Below are 19,060 nucleotides of genomic sequence, written 5' to 3' on the forward strand. Positions count from 1 at the left end.
CGTGCCTCTCCGCACCCCGCTCACCGAGCTCACCGGCGTGACCCACCCGATCGTGCAAACCGGCATGGGCTGGGTCGCCGGCCCGCGCCTGGTCTCCGCGACCGCCAATGCCGGAGCTCTGGGCATCCTCGCCTCCGCGACGATGACCTACGACGAACTCGACCACGCCATCAAAGAAGTCAAGCAGCGCACGGACAAGCCCTTCGGCGTGAACCTCCGCGCCGACGCGGGCGACGCCGCCGAACGCGTCGAACTGCTGATACAGCACGGCGTCAAGGTGGCATCTTTCGCCCTGGCGCCCAAAAAGGACCTGATCGCCCGCCTGAAGGACCACGGCCTGGTCGTCATGCCCTCCGTCGGCGCCGCGCGACATGCCGAAAAAGTCGCCTCATGGGGCGCGGACCTGGTGATGATGCAAGGCGGCGAGGGCGGCGGCCACACCGGTCCGACCGCCACCACCCTGCTGCTGCCGTCCGTACTGGACGCAGTTGACATCCCAGTGGTCGCCGCTGGAGGATTCTTCGACGGCCGCGGCCTAGCCGCCGCACTTGCGTACGGCGCCGCCGGCATCGGGATGGGCACGCGTTTCCTGCTCACCAGCGACAGCGCGGTGCCGGATGAAATCAAACGCACCTACCTGGGCTTCGGCCTGGACGGCACCGTCGTCACCACCAAGGCCGACGGCATGCCGCATCGGCTGTTGCGCACCCCGTTCATCGAGGGCCTCACGAAGGAAGGCTTCGTGCAACGCATGGCGCGGACTCTGCGCCGAACGAAGGATTTCAAGCGCCTGAGCGGCCAATCCTGGCCGTCCTTGGTCGCCGACGGCCTCCGCATGAAACGCGGCAGCGACCGCTCGTGGACGCAGACGATGCTGGCCGCGAACACCCCCATGCTGCTCAAAGCAGGCCTGGTGGAAGGCGACACCAAGGCCGGGATGCTGGCGTCCGGGCAGGTGGTCGGGGTGATCGAGGATCTGCCGAGCTGCGCGGAACTGGTGACCCGGATCGTGGACGCCGCACAGGAGCGGCTGAAAGCCACCAGCGCCCTGCTGGACTGAGTCCAAGCACGTGAGGGAACCCTGCGGGACTCCGATTTCCTCAGGGTTCCCCTCGCGTACTTCACGAGCCCCGCCAAACCGCAGCCACCCCGCCCCGGAACCGCAGGTTAAAGCCGCTCGAGCACAGTCACGTTCGCCTGCCCGCCGCCCTCGCACATGACCTGCAACCCATACCGCCCCCCGCTCCGCTCCAATTCGTGCAGCAAAGTGGTCATCAACCGAGCACCCGTCGCCCCGATTGGGTGCCCCAGCGCGATCCCGCCCCCATTGACATTGACCTTCTCGTGCGGCACGCCGATCTCCTGCATCCAAGCGAGAACCACCGGCGCGAACGCTTCATTGCACTCGAACAAGTCAATGTCGTCCACGGACAGCCCGGTCTTCTCCAACGCCCGCTGAGTGGCCGGAATAGGCGCGGTCAGCATCCACACCGGATCCGCCCCGTACACGCTGATGTGATGCACCCGCGCCCGCGGCGTCAAACCGTGCTCCGACACCGCACGTTCGGACGCGATCAGCATAGCCCCGGCGCCGTCACTGATCTGCGACGCCACCGCGGCAGTAAGCGGACTTCCCTCCTCAAGAGGCTTGAGCCCGGCCATCTTCTCCAAAGTCGTGTCCCGGCGCGGCCCCTCGTCCACAGCGAACGGCCCGACCGGCGCGATTTCCCGGGAGAACCGCCCGGCATCGATGGCCGCCAACGCCCGCCGATGGCTCTCGAACGCGAATTCCTCCAGCACGGCCCGGGAAAGCCCCCACTTCTCGGCGATCATCCGCGCCGACCGGAACTGCGAAACCTCCTGGTCCCCATACCGAGCCACCCACCCGGGCGACTCCGCGAAGGGCGTGCTGAACCCGAACTGCTGCCCCACCGCCATCGCCGAAGAAATCGGAATAGCGGACATGTTCTGCACTCCTCCGGCCACCACAAGATCCGCGGTCCCGGACATCACCCCCTGCGCCGCGAAGTGCACCGCCTGCTGGCTCGACCCGCACTGCCGGTCGATGGTCACCCCAGGCACATGATCCGGCAGTCCGGCCACCAGCCAGCCAGTCCGAGCCACATCCCCAGCCTGCGACCCGATCGTGTCGCAACACCCGAACACGACGTCGTCCACCGCACCGGGATCGATCCCGGTCCGCTCCACCAGCGCACGGATCGCGTGCGCCGCCAAGTCGGCGGAATGCATCGCGGCGAGCGAACCGCCGCGTCGGCCCACCGGAGTGCGAACCGCGTCCACCACATATGCCTCAGGCACGAAATCCTCCAGCGGGATCAGGGATGCTGACTGCTCACCGAGACGACTTCACCAGTGAGATAAGACGAATAAGCACTAGCGAGAAACACCATCACATTGGCGACTTCCCACGGCTCGGCGGCCCGCCCGAACGCCTCGCGCCCCTTGAGTTCGGTCAGCAGTTCGGCAGTAGTGACCTTCTCCAGGAACGGATGCATCGCCAGACTGGGCGACACCGCATTGACCCGGATCCCCGACGAAGCCAGATCCATCGCCGCGGAACGGGTCAACGCCATCACCCCGGCCTTGGCCGCCGCGTAATGCGCCTGGCCCTCCTGCGCTCGCCAGCCGATCACCGAGGCGTTGTTCACGATCACCCCGCGACAACCGCGAGCGATCATCCGCCGGGACGCCGCCCGGACGCACCGGAAAGTCCCGGTCAAAGTCACGTCGAGGACCAGCGACCATTGCTCGTCAGTCATCTCGGTGATCGAAGCGGTGCCCCCGAGACCGGCGTTGTTCACCATGACCTCGACCCCGCCGAACGGGTCGGCCGCGTCCAGCAAGGCGGCGACCTGCTCTTCTTTGGTCACATCGCACACCACTGACGCGACCCGCTCGGCACCGAACTCCGCGCCCAGCTTGGCGGCCGCCTCGGCAAGCCGTCGCTCGTGGGTATCCCCGATCACGACCGCCCGGGCGTCTTCTTCCAGGCACCGCCGGGCAATCGCCGCCCCGATGCCCGCGCCCGCCGCGGCAGTCACGACGACCACGCGCTCGGCGAGCAAGCCATGCCCGGGCACGTAATCAGGCGCGGGCTGTTCCGGTTTAACGCTCACGGTCGCGGCTCCCTAGGCAGGCCGAGCACGCGCTCGGCAATGATGTTGCGCTGGATTTCGTCCGAACCGCCGTAAATCGTGTCGGCCCGGCTGAACAAGAAAAGCGTCTGCTGAGCATCGAGGTCGTAAGAACCGGCGGCGGTCAACGCGGAACCCCCGCGGACCTCCATCGCCAGCTCCCCCAGTTCCCGATGCCACCGGGCCCACAACAGCTTCGACACCGACGCTTCCGGCCCCTGCGACCCAGCCTCGTACGCGCTCAGGGTCCGCAGCGCGTGCACCCGCAGCACCTCGAGGCCGACGGCAGCTCGCGCCAACCGATCCCGCACCACCGGATCGTCATAACGCCCGTTCTCTTGCGCGGCGGCGACCACGCCGGCCAGCTCCCGGGCAAACCCGACCTGCTGCCCGATCGTCGACACCCCGCGTTCGAACCCGAGCGTCGCCATCGCGACCCGCCACCCGTCCCCGGGCGCGCCCACCACGAGGGACTCCGAAGTCCGCGCCCCGTCGAAGAAGACCTCGTTGAACTCGCTGGTCCCGGTCAGCTGCCGGATCGGCCGCACCTCGACCCCGGGCTGGTCCATCGGCACCAGCAAATACGACAGTCCGGCATGCCGCCGGGAACCCGGCTCGGTCCGCACCACCGCGAAACACCACTGCGCGTGCTGCGCGAGCGACGTCCAGATCTTCTGCCCGTCGATCACCCACTCCCCGCCCTCCAGCCGGGCCCGCGTCCGCACCCCGGCAAGGTCCGACCCCGCGCCCGGCTCCGAATAGCCCTGGCACCACAGCTCGGCGACCCCGACGATGCCCGGCAAGAACCGCCGCCGCTGCTCGTCCGTGCCGTGCGCGATCAGGGTGGGCCCGAGCAGTTCCTCGCCAAGGTGGTTGACCCGCGCCGGAGCGTTCGACCGCGCGTACTCCTCGTGGAAGATCACCTGCCGCAGCAGGCTCAGCCCGCGCCCGCCGTACTCGACCGGCCAGCCGAGGCAGGTCCAGCCGTGCGCGGCCAGATGCTGGTTCCACGCCTGCCGCTCCTCCGGCGCCTCGTGCTCGCGCCCGGATCCGCCGAGGCCCTTCAGCGCGGCGAACTCGCCCGCGAGGTGGTCGCCGAGCCACTCGCGCACCTCGGCGCGGAACTGCTCGTCCTCGGGGGTGTAGCGAAGATCCACCCGTCCTCCTGGTCCGCCGGTGCCGGTCCGGTCACGCTACCAAACCAAGCACTTGTTTGGTAGCATCGCCGCCGAACCGAGAAGGAGTGATGCGCGTTGAGCGGAACCGAAGAAAGCACCGACGAGCAGGTCGTGACGTACGAGGTGCGCGGTCCGGTCGCGGTCGTCACGCTGAACCGGCCGCAGTACCGCAACGCCCAGAACTCGAAGATGACCTACGCGCTGGACGCCGCCTTCACCAAGGCCGTGGACGACGCGGACGTCAAGGCGATCGTGCTGGCGGGCAACGGCAAGCACTTCTGCGCCGGGCACGACATCGGCACCCCTGGCCGCGACATCGACCAGAGCTTCGAGCGCAAAGCGGTCATCTGGTGGGACCACACCGACCGGGCGGGCGTCGATTCGCGGTTCGCCCGCGAGTCGGAGGTCTACCTCGGCATGTGCCGCCGGTGGCGGGAGATCCCGAAGCCGGTCATCGCGATGGTGCAGGGCGCCTGCATCGCGGGCGGCCTGATGCTCGCGTGGTCGTGCGACTTCATCGTGGCCTCCGACGACGCGTTCTTCTCCGACCCGGTCGTGCGGATGGGCATCCCGGGCGTCGAGTACTTCGCGCACCCGTGGGTGATGAACCCGCGCGCTGCGAAGGAATTCCTCTACACCGGCGACCGATTCGGGGCGGACCGCGCGCAGGCGCTCGGCATGGTCAACCACGTCGTGCCGCGCGCCGAACTCGAAGAAGCGACGTTCGCGATCGCCGAGCGGATCGCGCAGATGCCGCAACTCGGCCTCGCGCTCACGAAGAAGGCCGTCAACCAGGCTGAAGACCTGATGGGCATGCGGTCCGGAATGGACTCGGTGTTCGGCCTGCACCACGCCGCGCACGCACACAACGCCGAACTGGACACCGACTCGCTCGCCGGGCTCGACGCGCGTTCCATGGCGAAAGCCAACAAGAAGGCCGCGGGAGAGTCATGAGCCCGGAATTCACCGTCGCGGAAGAGGAGTTCCGTGCGGAGGCGCGCGCCTGGCTGGCGGAGAACAGCCCCGGCCCGCTGCCGTCGATGGACACCGAAGACGGCGCCCGCGCGCACCGCGAGTGGGAGGCGAAACTCGCCGAGGGCCGGTGGTCCGTGGTCGCCTGGCCCGCCGAATACGGCGGCCGCGACGCGACACTGACCGAGTGGGTGCTGTTCGAGGAGGAGTACTACCTCAGCGGCGCGCCGACCCGGATCGCGCAGAACGGCATCTCGCTGCTGGCCCCGATCATCTTCGAGCACGGCACCGACGACCAGCGCGCGCGGCACCTGCCCTTGACCGCCAACGGCACCCGGATCTGGGCGCAGGCCTGGTCCGAGCCGGAGGCGGGCAGCGACCTCGCCGGGATCCGCAGCACCGCCGTCCGCGACGACGAACGCGGCGGCTGGGTCCTCAACGGACAGAAGATCTGGAGTTCGCGCGCCCCGTTCGCGGACTGGGGGTTCGGCCTGTTCCGCTCCGACCCGGAAGCCGAGCGGCACCGCGGCCTCACCTACTTCCTGTTCCCGCTCGATGCGGACGGCGTCACCGTCCGGCCGATCGCCCAGCTCGACGGCGACTGCGGCTTCGCCGAAATCTTCTTCGACGACGTCTTCGTGCCCGATCAGGACGTCCTCGGCGGGGTCGGCGACGGCTGGCGCGTCGCGATGAGCACCGCGGGCAACGAACGCGGGCTGTCGCTGCGTTCGCCGGGCCGGTTCCTCGCGGCGGCGGACCGGCTTCTGGACCTCTGGGCCGAGCGCGGAGCCGAGGCGCCGCACCTGCGCGACCGCGTGGCCGACGCCTGGATCAAGGCCGAGGCCTACCGGCTCTACACCTGGGACACCGTCGACCACGTGCAGAACGGCGGCGACGTCGGCGCGGCGGGCAGCGTCAACAAGCTCTTCTGGACCGGCCTCGACCTCGGCATCCACGAAACGGCGCTGGACCTGCTCGGCGCGGGCCAGGAGCTGCGCGGCCGCTGGGCCGAGGACTACCTGTTCGCCCTCGGCGGCCCGATTTACGCCGGCACCAACGAAATCCAGCGCAACATCGTCGCGGAACGGCTGCTCGGCCTCCCCCGCGGCGAGCGCAGGAAGGCACAAGCATGAAGTTCCGGTTGTCCGCCGAACAGCGCGCGTTCGCCGAAGCGCTGGACGCCCTGCTGGGCGCGGCCGACGTCCCCGGCGTCACCCGGTCCTGGGCGGCCAAGCGGCCGGAATCCGGGCTGCTGCTGTGGAAACAGCTCGCCGAACTGGGTGTCACCGCGCTCGGCGTGTCCGAGGAACACGGCGGCGTCGACGGGACTCCGGTCGATCTGATCGTGGCCTTCGAGCGGCTGGGATACCACGGCGTACCGGGGCCGGTGATCGAGTCGATCGCCGCCGCGCCCGCGTTGCTCACCGACGGTTCGTTGCTGTCCGCGCTGGCTTCCGGAAACGCCGTGGTGACGTTCGCGAGCGCGCCGGACACTCCGTACGCGCTGGATGCGGACGTCGCCACGGACGTCTTCGTGATCGGTGATTCGCTGGCACGCGCGGAAATCGGCCGCGAGCTGCAGTCGGTCGATCCTTCCCGGCATCTGTACGAAGTCGCCGCCGGTGCCGGGGTTCAGCCGCTTCCCCCGCAAGCGCGGCAGAAAGCGCTCGATCTCGCCAGCCTCGCCTGCGCCGCGGAGCTGCTGGGCTGTGGCGAACGGATGCTGGCCGACACTGTCGCCTACCTCGGCCAGCGACGCCAGTTCGGCCGCGTGATCGGCGAGTACCAGGCGCTCAAGCACGCCGCCGCGGACGTCCGCGTGGCGCTCGACTTCGCCCGTCCGCTGCTGCTGGGCGCGGCCCGCGAACCCAGCGCTCGTGCGATCTCGGCGGCAAAGGTCGCGACGTCGGACGCGGCCCAGCTCGCCGCGCGCACCGGGCTGCAGTTGCACGGCGCGATCGGTTACACGCTCGAATGCGATCTGAGCCTGTGGCTGCTGCGCGTCCGGGCGCTCGTGGGCTGTTGGGGCACGCCGGCCGTGCACCGCGCGCGGGTGCTGGAGAGCCTGACGAGGGGCCGCTGATGCACTTCGCGCTGACCGACGAGCAGCGGGAACTCGCCGCCGCCGTCCGCGGGCTGGTCCAGCGACGAGCCGCGAAGACCGATCTGCGAGCGGCGATCGACTCGCCGACCGGGTACGACACCGAGCTGTGGTCCGCGTTGTGCGAGCAGATCGGCGTCGCGGCGCTGGCCATTCCCGAGGAGTACGGCGGGGCCGGGTACAGCCTGTTCGAAACGCATGTCGTGCTGGAGGAGCTGGGCGCGAGCCTGACGCCGTCTCCGCTGCTGGGGTCGGGAGTGCTTGCCGCACAAGCGTTGCTGGCCGCAAACGCGCCGGAGTTGCTCCCCGGGATCGCGGCGGGCGAGGTCGTCGCGCTGGCCTGGGCGGATCGGGCCGGACGGCATCGCACCGACGGTTCGGACGTGGTCGCCTCGGGCGGAACCCTGAACGGCACCGCGACTCTGGTGCTGGACGGCGCGCAGGCGTCGCAGCTGCTGGTGGTCGCGATGGCCGACGGGCGGCCCGCGCTGTTCCGGACTGACGCCACCGCCGAAGCGACCCCAGCAGTCGACCAGACCCTCAGGTTCGCCAAGGCCGAGTTCAGCGACACCCCGGCGACGTTGCTCGCGGAAGACTTCGCCGAAGCCCTCCCCCGGCTGCACGCCATCGCCGCGATCGCTTGCACCGCCTTGCAAGTCGGCGGCGCACAGTCCTGTTTGGACCGAACCGTCGCACACCTCAGGGAACGCGAACAGTTCGGCCGCCCGCTCGGTTCGTTCCAGGCGTTGAAACACCGGGTCGCGGACATGCTGGTGCAGGTCGAAACCGCCCGGTCGATTTCGTGGGCAGCCGGATTCGCGGCCAGCAACGGCGAGGATCTCGCCCGGCAGGCGGCGTACGCGAAATCGTGGTGCAGCGAGGCTTTCACCGCGGTCGCGGCCGAAACCGTCCAGTTGCACGGCGGAATCGCGATCACCTGGGAACACGACGCCCAGTTGTACTTCAAACGCGCGCACGCGCTGGGGCAGCTCTTCGGCGACGCCCGTGAACACCGGACGCGGCTATGATCCACCACGTCGGCATCACCGTGACCGATCTCGCCGCGTCGACGGAGTTCTACCGCGATCTGCTCGGCGGCGACGTCGAAGGCCCGTTCGAGCGCAGCGGTCCGCGGATCGACGAGGTCACCGGATATCCGGGCGTGATTGTGCGGCAGAGCTTCGTGTCGGCCGACGACGGCGACACGGTGGTCGAGCTGCTGCAGTACGAAAACGGGTCGCCGGCGCGGCTCGACCCGGACCACGGGCAGGCGGGCGCCGCGCACGTCGCGATCACCGTCGCCGACCTGGACGCGACGCTGGAGCGGCTGCGCGGACGCGGGGTCGCCGCGCTCTCGGAGCCGATCGTCACGAGCCATCCGATGGCGGGCTGCCGCGCGGTGTACGTGCTCGATCCGGACCGGGTGCGCGTCGAATTGGTGCAACTCCCCGCCTGAGCGGAACAACAATGGAGGAACGAATGGGCGGCAAGTCCATGACCCTGGACGGCGTCACCGAGTACGTCCGGTCCGGGATGACCGTCGGGATCGGCGGATGGGGGTCGCGGCGCAAGCCGATGGCGATGGTGCGCGAACTGCTGCGCAGCGACGTCGAGGACCTCACGCTGGTCACCTTCGGCGGGCCCGAGGTCGGGCTGCTGTGCGCGGCGGGCAAGGTGCGCCGGGTGATCTACGGGTTCGTCTCGCTCGACACGATCCCGCTCGACCCGCATTTCCGCGCCGCTCGCGAGGGCGGCCGGGTCGAGACGACCGAGTACGACGAGGGCATGTTCGTCGCCGCACTGCGGGCGGGCGCCAACCGGCTGTCGTTCCTGCCGACGCGGGCCGGGCTGGAAAGCGACGTGCTGCTGATGAATCCGGAGCTGAAGACCGTCGCGTCGCCTTATGACGACGACGTCTACCTCGCCGTGCCCGCGGTGCGCCCGGACGTCTCGCTGCTGCACCTCAACCGCAGCGACACCCTCGGCAACGGCCAGTTCCTCGGCCCGGACCCGTACTTCGACGACCTGTTCGCGATGGCGTCGGACAAAACGCTGCTGAGCGTCGAGAAGATCGTGGACACCGAGGACCTCACCGCTGCCGAGCGGTCGACGTCGCTGCTGATCAGCCGGATGTTCGTGAACGGCGTGATCGAGGCCCCGAACGGCGCGCACTTCACCTCGTGCGACCCGGATTACGGCCGGGACGAGGCGTTCCAGCGGCATTACGCCCAGTCGGCACAGGACGAGGTCTCGTGGAAGCAGTTCCGCGAAACCTTCCTGACCGGCGACGAGGCCAGCTACCACGAAGCAGTGCGCGCCTTCCACCGCGCGACCGAGAAGGAGTCCGCATGAGTGCCCCCGCAACCCGCGCCGAGGTCTGCGTCGCCGCGTGCTCCGACGCGTGGCGCGGCTCCGGCGAAGTGCTGGCCCACGCGGTCGGCACGGTCCCGGCGGTCAGCGCGCGGCTGGCCCGGCTCACCCACTCCCCCGAACTGGTGCTGTCCGACGGCGAATGCCACTTCATGGCCGACCCGCCGCCGCTGGGCAAGACCGCGGCGGCGGGCGGGACCGTCGAGGCCTGGGCGCCGTTCGGCCGGATCTTCGACATCCTCAACACCGGGCGGCGGCATTCGATGATGGGCGCGAGCCAGATCGACCGGTTCGGCAACCAGAACATCTCGCTGATCGGCGACTGGCGGAAGCCGAAACGCCAGCTCATCGGCATGCGCGGCGCGCCGGGCAACACGGTCAACCACCGCACCGACTACTGGGTGAGCCGGCATTCGAGCCGTGTGTTCGTGGACCGGGTGGACGTGGTGTCCGGCGTCGGCAACGACCGGGCCCGCGCGCATCCGTCGACCTCGCTGCGGTTCCACGACCTCGGCGTCGTGGTGACCGACCTGGCGGTGCTCGACTACGACGAGGACGGACGGCTGAAGGTGCGCTCGCTGCACCCGGGCGTCACCGAGGACGAGGTGCGCGCGAACACCGGCTTCGAACTGGACTTCAGCGGCGCGGGCGTGTCGCGGGTGCCGGACGAGCACGAACTGGAGCTGATCCGCACCGTGCTCGACCCCAGGAACGCCCGGGACCGGGAGGTCAAGGAGCCCCGGTCCTGAACCGCTCAGCCGGCGAGCAAACCGCCGTACAGCATCGCGAGGTACTGCTCCGCCACGACGTCGTGGCGGAGCTTTCCGCGCGGGTTGTACCAGCGGACCGACGACCACACGGTGTCCCGGATGAACCGGTACACGAGGCTCACCTCGAGGTCGTCGCGGAACTCGCCGGTCTCCCGGCCCGCGTGGAGCACTCCGAGCCACAGTTTCTCGATCTTCAGCGATGTCTTCCCGACGAATTCGAAATCGGCGAGGCTGCCGACAACGGCCGATTCGTTCTGGTAGAGCGCCACCGCGAACGGCCGCTCGTGAATCGTCGCGAAGGCGGTGTACACCAGCGCGTCGAACTGCTCGCGCGGCGTGCCGTCCTTCCCGGCGATCTCGGTGAACGCGGCCAGCAGGTCGTCCATGAACTCCTTGAGGATCTCGCGGAGCATGTCCTCCTTGGACGCGAAATGGTGGTACAGGCTCCCCGAGAGGATGCCCGCCTCGTCGGCGATGTCGCGGACGGTGGTCTGGGAGTAGCCCCGGGTCGCGAACAACTGCGCGGCGATGCCCAGCAGTTCGCCGCGCCGGGTGCCGCCGTTTTTCGCCGGAGCCCGGCCGGTTCGCGGAGTCATCGCATGGATCCCTTCCTGCCCGCTGCTTTCCCCTATGCTACCGAACAAGCACTTGTTCAGTGAGGAGACCCGCGTGTCGACACCTCGCACGATGCCCGCCCTGCTCGACGAAGCCGCCCGCCGCCACGGCGACGCTCCGGCTGTGGTCGACGGTACGACACGGCTGTCCTGGACGGAGTTGCGGGAGGAGGCGCGGAGGGTTTCCCGCGCGCTGGCCGCCGCCGGCGTCCGGTCCGGCGACCGGGTCGCGGTGTGGTCGCCGAACCGGGCGGAATTCATCCTGACGTTCCTGGGCGCACAATGCCTCGGCGCGGCGCTGGTGCCGATCAACACCCGGTACCGCGGCGAGGAGGCCCGGGTGGTGCTGGAGCGTTCCGGTGCTTCGGTGCTGGTGCTGTGCAACGGATTCCTCGGGAACGACTATCTCGGGATGCTGACCGAGGCGGCTTCCCGGTCTGGTTCCGGTGGTTCTGTTGTGCCTGGGCTTCCGCGGCTGCACACCGTGATCGACCTCGGATCGGACGGCGTCGCGTTGCCGTGGAACGAATTCCTCGCCGGGGCGGAATCGGTGGCCGCTGTCGATGAGTCGGTGGTGACGCCGTCGACGGTGGCGGACATTCTGTACACCTCGGGCACCACCGGCGTCCCCAAGGGCGTCATGAGCACGCATGCCCAGACGATCGGCGTCGCGGACGTCTGGGCGAAGGGCGCGTCGCTCGCCCCGGCCGACAACTACGCGATCGTCAACCCGTTCTTTCACTCCTTCGGTTACAAGGCCGGGGTCGTCGCGGCGATCACCGCGGGCACGACGATCTACCCGGTGCCGACCTTCGACCCGGTCGCGTTGATGGAGCTGGTCCAGCGAGCCGGGATCTCGGTGCTGCCCGGTGCGCCGACCATCTTCACCACGCTGATCAACCACCCGCGCCGCACGGAGTTCGACCTGTCGTCGCTGCGCTTCGCGATCGCGGGTGCGGCGTCGGTGCCGGAGAACCTGTTCTCGGACATGCTGGAAATCCTGGGCTTCGAACAGGTCGCGCAGGCGTACGGGCTCACCGAATGCGTCGTGGCGACCCAGTCGCGGCCGGACGAGGACCCTCGGCACGTCGCGCACACGACCGGTCCGGCGGTGCCCGGCCTGGAAATCCGCGCGGTCGACGGCGAGGGCGAGGACGTGCCGGTCGACGCGGACGGCGAAATCCTCATCCGGGGCGAGTTCGTGATGCTCGGCTACTTCGACGACCCGGACGCGACCGCGGCCGCGATCGACGCCGACGGCTGGCTGCACACCGGCGACGTCGGGCAGCTGGACGAGCACGGCTGCGTCAAGATCACCGGGCGGCTCAAGGACATGTTCACCGTCGGCGGGTTCAACGTGTACCCGGCCGAGGTGGAGAACGTGCTGAGCACCCACCCGGACGTCGTGGAGGCCGCGGTGATCGGCGTGGACGACGACCGGATGGGGTCGGTGGGGCGCGCTTACGTGACGTTGCGGGACGGGGTCGAGCTGGATCCGGAGGCACTGCGCTCGTTTTGCCGGGAGCGGCTGGCGAACTTCAAGGCGCCGCGCGAGTTCGTGGCGATCAGGGAGCTGCCGCGGAACGCCAGCGGGAAGATCGTGAAGCGAGAGCTGTCCTGACGTCGTGAGTGGCTACGCCGGTTAGAACCGGGATAGCCACTCACGACGTACTCAGCGGTGCGGCGCCGAACTTGTCGCGCTCGGTGCGGCCGGGCACCCAGGCGGAGGACTCGGCGCCAGATTGGTCGTCCCGTCGGCGTTCGCGCTGGACAGCAGCACGACGGGGGTGCCGGGGCAGCGCACCGGCGGGGCGATCACGACGGAATCGATGACCGCATCCTGGCGGCGAGACGGTTCGGTGCGCGCCGAACCGTCCCGCGTGCGGCCGTTACGCCAGCCGTTCCAGCACCATCGCCATGCCCTGTCCGCCCGCCGCGCACATCGTTTCCAGGCCGAAGGCCGCGTCTTTCGCCTGGAGGCCGTGCAGCAGCGTCGCCGCCATCCGCGCGCCGGTCGATCCGAACGGGTGTCCCAGGGCGATCGCCCCGCCGTGCACGTTGACGCGGTCGATGTCGAGGCCCAACTGGTCGACGCACGGCAGTACCTGTGCGGCGAAGGCTTCGTTCATCTCGACCAGGCCGATGTCCTCAACGGACAGCCCGGCCCGCGCCAGCGCCTGCTGGCTCGCCTCGACCGGGCCCAGTCCCATGATCTCCGGGCTCAACGCCGACACCCCGGTGGCGACGATCCTCGCCAGCGGCTGGATGCCCAGTTCGCGGGCCCGCACGTCGCTCATCACCACCAGCGCGGCAGCCCCGTCGTTGAGCGGGCAGCAGTTCGCCGCGGTGACCGTCCCGTCTGGACGGAACACCGGCTTCAGTCGAGATACCTTCTCCAGCGTCACTCCCGCGCGCGGACCGTCGTCCGTGGACACCACGCTGCCGTCTGGCAAGGTCACCGGCGTGATGTCCTTCTGCCAGAACTCCCCCGCCGCCTCGGCGAGATTCTGGCTGCGCACCGCGAAGGCGTCTTGATCCGCACGCGACACTCCGCAATGGTCCGCGACGTTCTCCGCGGTCTCGCCCATTGCGATGTAAACGTCCGGCAGCGCACCGTCTTTACGCGGGTCTGTCCATTGCAGACCACCAGCTGCTCGCTTCTCCGTCACCGCCATCGCGTCGGCGTACAACGGGTTCTTCGTGTCCGGCATGCCGTCAGCTTTCCCCTGGGAGAACCGGGAAACGCACTCGACACCTGCCGAGACGAACACGTCGCCCTCGCCGGCGCGGATCGCGTGCATCGCCATTCGCGTGGTCTGCAGCGAGGACGCGCAATAGCGATGCACAGTCGTGCCGGGCACCGCGTCGAGGCCGAGCCGCAGCGCGACCATCCGGCCGAGGTTGTACGCCTGTTCGCCGGCCGGTTGCGCGCAGCCGAGCATCAGGTCGTCGATCCGGTCGATCTGCGGAACCGCGGCCAGCGCGGCTTCGACCGTCTGCGCGGCGAGGTCGTCCGGCCGCAGGTCCTTGAGCGAGCCCTTGTACGCCCGCCCGATCGGCGAGCGGGCGGCGGAGACGATCACGGCTTCGGGCACAGCAGGGTCCTCCTCAGGCGTTCGGGGTGTGCTGGAGGAACGCGGGCCATTCGCCGCCTCCGTCCACATTGAGCACCGCTCCGCTGACATGGCTCGCGAGCGGCGACGCGAGCAGCAAACAGGCTTGGCCGACCTCGGCCGGCGACGCGAACTGCCCGCGCGGGATCGTCCGGGCGACCGCGTCGCGCTGCGCCGGATCGCCGTAGTGGTCCTCGGAACCCGGCGTCTCGACCAAACCGCAACTGACCGCGTTGACCCGCACCCGCGGCGCCCATTCCACGGCCAAACTGGTGGTGAGGCTTTCCAGCGCCGCCTTCGCCGCGCCGTACACCGCGGTGCCGGGGCTGGGCCGCCGCGCCGAGATCGACGTGACGTTCACCGCCGACGCTCCCGGCGTCTCGCGCAGGATCGGATGCGCCGCGTGGAGCACGTACGCGGCGGCCAGGAAGTTGAGATCGTTGATCTTGCGATGAAACCGCGGCGACGCCTCGGCGAACTGCGCGAACGGCGCGCCGCCCGCGTTGTTGACCACGACGTCGAGCCGCCCGTGCCGCTCGCCGATCTCGTCCAGCCATTGCCGGACCTGATCCGCCTCCCGCACGTCGACCCGCGAGAACCGAGGTGCGCGTCCGCCGACCTCGCGCAGCTTCCCGGGTTCCGTGCGCCCGCAGATCTCGACCTCGGCGCCCGCTTCGAGGAACGTCGCCACGATGCCGTCGCCGACTCCGCGCGCTCCGCCGGTGACGAGGACGACGCGATCGGTCAGGTCGAAGCTGACAGGCATGCTGCTCCTTCTCGCCGGGAGCGCTCAGCCTACCAAACAAATGCTAGGTTGAGGACGAGGAGGTTTTCCATGCCACAGGAAGCAATCCGGCGAGTCAGCGTCGTCACCGGCGGGGCACTGGGGATCGGCGGGGCGACCAGCCGCCGCCTCGCCGCGCGCGGGGACCTGGTTGTGCTGAACGACATCGACGCCGCTGCCGCCGCCGTCGCGCGCGCCGAGATCGAGGCGGCCGGTGGCGTGTGCGAAACGGTCGTCGGCGACATCGTGACCGACGAAGTGGTCGAAGCTGTCACCGCTGCTGCCCTGCGCTTGGGCGACGGGCGGATCGACGTCCTGGTCAACAATGTCGGCGATTTCCGCCCTGCTTCCCGGGATTTCCTGCACAGCACACCGGAACAATGGGCGCGGTTGCATGAACTGAACCTGCTGCACGTCTTCAAGCTCACCCACCAGGTGCTGCCGCGCATGATCTCGCAGGGCTCAGGCGTGATCGTGAACAATTCGACCGTGGAAGCGTTTCGCGGCATCCCCGGGCACGCGGTGTATTCCGCTTACAACGCCGGGGTTTCCGCTTTCACGAAGAGCCTGGCCGTCGAGGTGGGACGGCATGGCGTCCGGGTGAACGCGATCGCGCCGGATCTCGCGGACAGCGAGCAGACTCCCGCCGCGGCGATGCTGCGCGACAACGACCCCGCGGCGATCGAAACGTGGGTGCCGCTGGGCCGGTTCGGGCACGTGGACGAATACGCGAAAGTGATCGAATTCCTGACCACGGACGCGGCGTCTTACGTCACCGGCCACACGATCCCGGTGGACGGCGGGACGCTCGCGGCCTCGGGGTGGTACTTGCGGACCAACCGGAAGGGGTTCACGAACTTTCCGCGGGAGACGTAAGGGGTCGTGAGTGTTCATGCCGGTTCTCACCGGCATGAACACTCACGACCCCGGTGCGACGGCCCGCTGAACGCTGTCGCGGAGCAGGTTCCGGCGTTGCTCGTGCAGTTCCGGAGGCTCCTGGTCGCTGGCGGCATAGACGTTGCTGACCGGCGACCACGCCATCGACATCGCGATCACCATGGCCATCAGGTCGAACGGGTCGCCGTCCCGGACGAGGCCCGCGGCTTGCGCGTCGGCGATGGCACGCAGTTTGGCGTCGTCGAGGCGGTCGCTGTCGTCGACGAGGTGCCCGGCCGGACGGCGTTCCAGGCGTTCCCAGGTGGCCAGCCGGATGAGGTCGGGCCGGCGGAGGTACTCGTCGTAGAGGCGGACGGCCCAGTCGGCGAGGTCGGTGGCGTCGATCGGCACGACGGTCATGATCCGCTCCAGGGAAGCGGAGAAAACCGCGTCGAACAGCCCTTCCTTGTTGCCGAAGTAGCCGTAGAGCTGCGCCTTGTTGGTGCGAGCCGCGGCCACGATGCGCTCGACTCGCGCCCCGGCGATCCCGTGCTCGGCGAACTCCCGGGTCGCCGCGTCCAGGATGCGCTGCCTGGTGGCGGTGCCGCGCGAGGTCAGGGGCTTGTCGGCCATGCCGGGCACGATAACAACAGACCAGTCTGTTTGCCGAATCGGCGGGCGGCGGCTAGCGTGGCAATAGACCGAACAGTCTGTTTGCTAAGGGGCGAACATGAGAAGCACTCCGGGCTGGCGAGCCGACGGCGCCGGGTTACGACAGACCGTCCTGCGACGCCGGGAACTGCGGCCCGACGACGTCGCCGTTCGCGTGGACTACTGCGGTGTCTGCCATACCGATCTCCACGCCGTCCGCACTCACACCGGCGAAGCGCCTTTGGTGCCCGGCCACGAGTTCACCGGCGTGGTGACCGGTCTCGGGCGCGAGGCCACCCGATTCGCCATCGGCGACCCGGTCGCGGTCGGGAACATCGTCGATTCGTGCGGCGAATGCGCGATGTGCCGGGCAGGACAGGAAAACTTCTGTCACGAGTTCCCGACCTTGACCTACGGCGGCACCGACCGCCACGACGGAACCAGCACGCTCGGAGCGTTCTCCCGCGAGTACGTCGTCCGCGACGAGTTCGCCTACCCGCTCCCCGCCGGACTCGACCCCGCGGCCGCCGCTCCCCTGCTGTGCGCGGGAATCACGGTCTGGGAACCGCTGCGCGCCCTCGGCGCCGGACCCGGCACCCGGGTCGCCGTGGCCGGGCTCGGCGGCCTCGGGCACCTCGCCGTCAAACTCGCTGTCGCGCTCGGGGCCGACACCACGGTCGTCAGCCGATCGGCCGGGAAAGCCGACGACGCCCGGCGGCTCGGCGCCCACGACCTGATCGTCTCCGCGGACCAGCGCCAGATGGCCGCCGCCCGGGACCGGTTCGACGTCGTCATCGACACCATCGCCGTCCCGCACGACGTCTCGCCGTATCTGGGCCTGGTCGCCCTCGACGGAACCCTGAGCCACGTCGGGCACCTCGGCGCGGTCACCGTGCAGGCCACCGATCTGCTGATCGGACGCAAGAAACTCAGCTCCGCGGGCAGCGGCGGCCGTCCCGCGACCGCCGCCATGCTGGAGTTCTGCGCCGAGCACGGGATCACCGCCGACATCGAACTTCTGCCGTCCGCCCGCGTCAACGAGGCTCTCGAACGCTTGGAGCGCAACGACGTCCGCTACCGCTTCGTGCTGGACCTGTCCGATCTGCCGGAGAACCGCTGAGCGCGGTCAGCCCACGTAGCCCGCGGGCTGTCCCCAGTCCGCACCCCGGGTCGTAGTCCGGTCCACCAGCACGCACCGGGTTCCGGTGAAGTTCGTCGGCATGCACTTGTTGCAGTGGATGCACAACGACGGCGTCTCCGGCTCGGCCGCGATGCGGTTCACCAGATCCGGCTCGCGCAGCAACGCCCGGCCCATCGCGACGTACTGGAACCCTTCCCGCATCGCCAGATCCATCGACGCGCGGTCGGTGATCCCGCCGAGCAGCACCATCGGCAGCTTCACCGCGGCCCGGATCTGCCGGGCGTCCTCGAGGAGAAACGCGTCCCGGTAAGGATATTCTCGGATGAATTTCTTCCCCACCGCCTGCACGCCCAGTTTCAGCGGCTGCGGCATCACCGCCGCGAACTCGCGGACCGGCGCGTCCCCCTTGAAGAGGTACATCGGGTTGAGCAGCGACGAACCGGCGGTCATCTCGAGCGCATCGCAAGTGCCGTCGGCTTCGAGCCACTGCGTCACCGGGATCGCCTCGTCGAGCCAAAAGCCGCCAGGCGCGCCGTCGTCCATGTTCATTTTCACGATCACCGCGATCCGGTCGCCGACCGCGTCGCGCACCGCGCGCATCGTGTCGCGCGCGAGCCGGGCGCGGTTTTCCAGCGAACCGCCGTATTCGTCGGTGCGATGGTTGAGTTTCGGGCTCAGGAAGGAGCTGATCAGATAGTTGTGTCCTAAGTGGACCTCGATCGCGTCGAAGCCGCACTCGATGGCGCGCAGGGCCGCGTCGGCGTGGGCGCGTTTGACGCGTTCGATGCCGGCGTGGTCGATTTCCTGCGCGAAACTGAGCGTCGTCTTGTGGAAGTACCGGCTCGGCGCGAGCGCGGGCAGCCCGTTGCCCTTCGGATTCGCGACCGGCCCGCCGTGCCCGATCTGCGCCGAGATCGCCGCGCCCTCGGCGTGCACCGCGTCGGTGAGCACGCGCAGCCCGGGGAGGGATTCGTCGGCCCAGTAGATCTGATGCCGGTCGGTGCGGCCTTCCTTGGCCACCGCGCAGTAGGCGACCGTCGTCATCCCGACGCCGCCCTTCGCGTACCCGACGTGGAAATCGACCAGATCCCGGGTGACCCGGCCGTGATGGCTGAGGCCCTCGTAGGTCGCCGCCTTGACGACGCGATTGCGCAACTGCACCGGCCCGAGCCTCGCGGGGGCAAGCGGATCGGGCGGGGTGGGGGTCGTGGAAGTCACGGTGTCACGGTAGGAAAGGCAGGGGGTGGGCCGCTCTCGCGATCTCGGTGACCGGGAGGCCTGGACGGCGGGAAACTCTTCGCCGCCGTAACGCAATGGCCGGACCCGCCGATTCTT

At 69.3% G+C, this 19,060-nt stretch carries 19 protein-coding genes; 11 read left to right on the plus strand and 8 right to left on the minus strand.

Annotated features, from left to right (window positions below; all coding sequences use genetic code 11):
• Position 1 precedes the first annotated feature (1 nt).
• On the plus strand, positions 2-1,060 hold the full coding sequence (locus L3Q65_RS19360) for a nitronate monooxygenase family protein (RefSeq protein WP_182893219.1): 1,059 nt from the start codon (positions 2-4) through the stop codon (positions 1,058-1,060).
• Positions 1,061-1,167: 107 nt separating this feature from the next.
• Here the strand turns inward: L3Q65_RS19360 and L3Q65_RS19365 are convergent, their stop codons facing one another.
• From L3Q65_RS19365 to L3Q65_RS19375, 3 genes are read right to left on the minus strand one after another with little or no spacing between them, the layout of a single operon-like run.
• Entirely contained in the window at positions 1,168-2,319 is a 1,152-nt protein-coding gene (locus tag L3Q65_RS19365; protein ID WP_182893220.1) for an acetyl-CoA C-acetyltransferase, read from the minus strand.
• 17 nt (positions 2,320-2,336) lie between these two features.
• Positions 2,337-3,137 carry an SDR family oxidoreductase gene (locus L3Q65_RS19370; protein ID WP_182893221.1) on the minus strand — a complete coding sequence of 267 codons (801 nt, stop codon included), beginning with the start codon at positions 3,135-3,137 and terminating at the stop codon, positions 2,337-2,339.
• A complete protein-coding gene (locus L3Q65_RS19375) occupies positions 3,134-4,312 on the minus strand; it encodes an acyl-CoA dehydrogenase family protein (RefSeq protein WP_237600474.1) in 1,179 nt (392 codons plus the stop codon). The genes L3Q65_RS19370 and L3Q65_RS19375 overlap by 4 nt, the downstream gene beginning before the upstream one ends.
• Positions 4,313-4,408: 96 nt before the next feature.
• Here L3Q65_RS19375 and L3Q65_RS19380 point away from each other — a divergent pair, with 96 nt between their 5' ends.
• From L3Q65_RS19380 to L3Q65_RS19410, 7 genes are read left to right on the plus strand one after another with little or no spacing between them, the layout of a single operon-like run.
• Complete coding sequence (locus L3Q65_RS19380) at positions 4,409-5,287, plus strand: enoyl-CoA hydratase (RefSeq protein WP_182893223.1); 879 nt, start codon at positions 4,409-4,411, stop codon at positions 5,285-5,287.
• The gene (locus tag L3Q65_RS19385) at positions 5,284-6,438 is read left to right on the plus strand and encodes an acyl-CoA dehydrogenase family protein (protein WP_182893224.1); all 1,155 of its coding nucleotides are present in this window, start codon (positions 5,284-5,286) and stop codon (positions 6,436-6,438) included. Before L3Q65_RS19380 ends, L3Q65_RS19385 begins: the two co-directional genes overlap by 4 nt.
• Complete coding sequence (locus L3Q65_RS19390) at positions 6,435-7,388, plus strand: acyl-CoA dehydrogenase family protein (protein WP_182893225.1); 954 nt, start codon at positions 6,435-6,437, stop codon at positions 7,386-7,388. Before L3Q65_RS19385 ends, L3Q65_RS19390 begins: the two co-directional genes overlap by 4 nt.
• The gene (locus tag L3Q65_RS19395; RefSeq protein ID WP_182893226.1) at positions 7,388-8,434 is read left to right on the plus strand and encodes an acyl-CoA dehydrogenase family protein; all 1,047 of its coding nucleotides are present in this window, start codon (positions 7,388-7,390) and stop codon (positions 8,432-8,434) included. The genes L3Q65_RS19390 and L3Q65_RS19395 overlap by 1 nt, the downstream gene beginning before the upstream one ends.
• Complete coding sequence (locus tag L3Q65_RS19400) at positions 8,431-8,862, plus strand: VOC family protein (RefSeq protein WP_182893227.1); 432 nt, start codon at positions 8,431-8,433, stop codon at positions 8,860-8,862. The genes L3Q65_RS19395 and L3Q65_RS19400 overlap by 4 nt, the downstream gene beginning before the upstream one ends.
• Before the next feature lie 23 nt (positions 8,863-8,885).
• Positions 8,886-9,758 (plus strand): CoA transferase subunit A, encoded by an 873-nt coding sequence (locus tag L3Q65_RS19405; protein WP_237600475.1) that lies wholly within the window; start codon positions 8,886-8,888, stop codon positions 9,756-9,758.
• Positions 9,755-10,525, plus strand: a complete 771-nt coding sequence (locus tag L3Q65_RS19410; protein ID WP_237600476.1) for a CoA-transferase subunit beta — start codon at positions 9,755-9,757, stop codon at positions 10,523-10,525. The genes L3Q65_RS19405 and L3Q65_RS19410 overlap by 4 nt, the downstream gene beginning before the upstream one ends.
• A gap of 5 nt (positions 10,526-10,530) precedes the next feature.
• Here L3Q65_RS19410 and L3Q65_RS19415 read toward each other — a convergent pair whose 3' ends face one another.
• Complete coding sequence (locus L3Q65_RS19415) at positions 10,531-11,142, minus strand: TetR/AcrR family transcriptional regulator (protein WP_182893230.1); 612 nt, start codon at positions 11,140-11,142, stop codon at positions 10,531-10,533.
• Between the two features lie 73 nt (positions 11,143-11,215).
• On the opposite strand from L3Q65_RS19415, the gene L3Q65_RS19420 reads away from it, so the two are divergent.
• The gene (locus tag L3Q65_RS19420; RefSeq protein WP_370648195.1) at positions 11,216-12,781 is read left to right on the plus strand and encodes an AMP-binding protein; all 1,566 of its coding nucleotides are present in this window, start codon (positions 11,216-11,218) and stop codon (positions 12,779-12,781) included.
• A gap of 268 nt (positions 12,782-13,049) precedes the next feature.
• On the opposite strand, the gene L3Q65_RS19425 is transcribed toward L3Q65_RS19420, so the two are convergent.
• Together L3Q65_RS19425 and L3Q65_RS19430 are read right to left on the minus strand one after the other, a co-directional pair.
• Positions 13,050-14,255: an acetyl-CoA C-acetyltransferase gene (locus tag L3Q65_RS19425; protein WP_237600477.1), complete on the minus strand. Its 1,206-nt coding sequence runs from the start codon at positions 14,253-14,255 to the stop codon at positions 13,050-13,052.
• 13 nt (positions 14,256-14,268) lie between these two features.
• A complete protein-coding gene (locus L3Q65_RS19430) occupies positions 14,269-15,039 on the minus strand; it encodes an SDR family oxidoreductase (RefSeq protein WP_182893232.1) in 771 nt (256 codons plus the stop codon).
• 69 nt (positions 15,040-15,108) lie between these two features.
• On the opposite strand from L3Q65_RS19430, the gene L3Q65_RS19435 reads away from it, so the two are divergent.
• Positions 15,109-15,933: an SDR family NAD(P)-dependent oxidoreductase gene (locus L3Q65_RS19435; RefSeq protein ID WP_182893233.1), complete on the plus strand. Its 825-nt coding sequence runs from the start codon at positions 15,109-15,111 to the stop codon at positions 15,931-15,933.
• Positions 15,934-15,975: 42 nt separating this feature from the next.
• Here L3Q65_RS19435 and L3Q65_RS19440 read toward each other — a convergent pair whose 3' ends face one another.
• The gene (locus L3Q65_RS19440) at positions 15,976-16,566 is read right to left on the minus strand and encodes a TetR family transcriptional regulator (protein ID WP_237600478.1); all 591 of its coding nucleotides are present in this window, start codon (positions 16,564-16,566) and stop codon (positions 15,976-15,978) included.
• A gap of 97 nt (positions 16,567-16,663) precedes the next feature.
• Here L3Q65_RS19440 and L3Q65_RS19445 point away from each other — a divergent pair, with 97 nt between their 5' ends.
• Positions 16,664-17,704 carry an NAD(P)-dependent alcohol dehydrogenase gene (locus tag L3Q65_RS19445; protein ID WP_237600479.1) on the plus strand — a complete coding sequence of 347 codons (1,041 nt, stop codon included), beginning with the start codon at positions 16,664-16,666 and terminating at the stop codon, positions 17,702-17,704.
• A 6-nt stretch (positions 17,705-17,710) separates the two neighbouring features.
• Here the strand turns inward: L3Q65_RS19445 and L3Q65_RS19450 are convergent, their stop codons facing one another.
• Positions 17,711-18,943: an NADH:flavin oxidoreductase gene (locus L3Q65_RS19450; RefSeq protein ID WP_182893236.1), complete on the minus strand. Its 1,233-nt coding sequence runs from the start codon at positions 18,941-18,943 to the stop codon at positions 17,711-17,713.
• Positions 18,944-19,060 lie beyond the last annotated feature (117 nt).

Source organism: Amycolatopsis sp. FU40, assembly GCF_021903635.1.
GTDB lineage: Bacteria > Actinomycetota > Actinomycetes > Mycobacteriales > Pseudonocardiaceae > Amycolatopsis > Amycolatopsis dendrobii.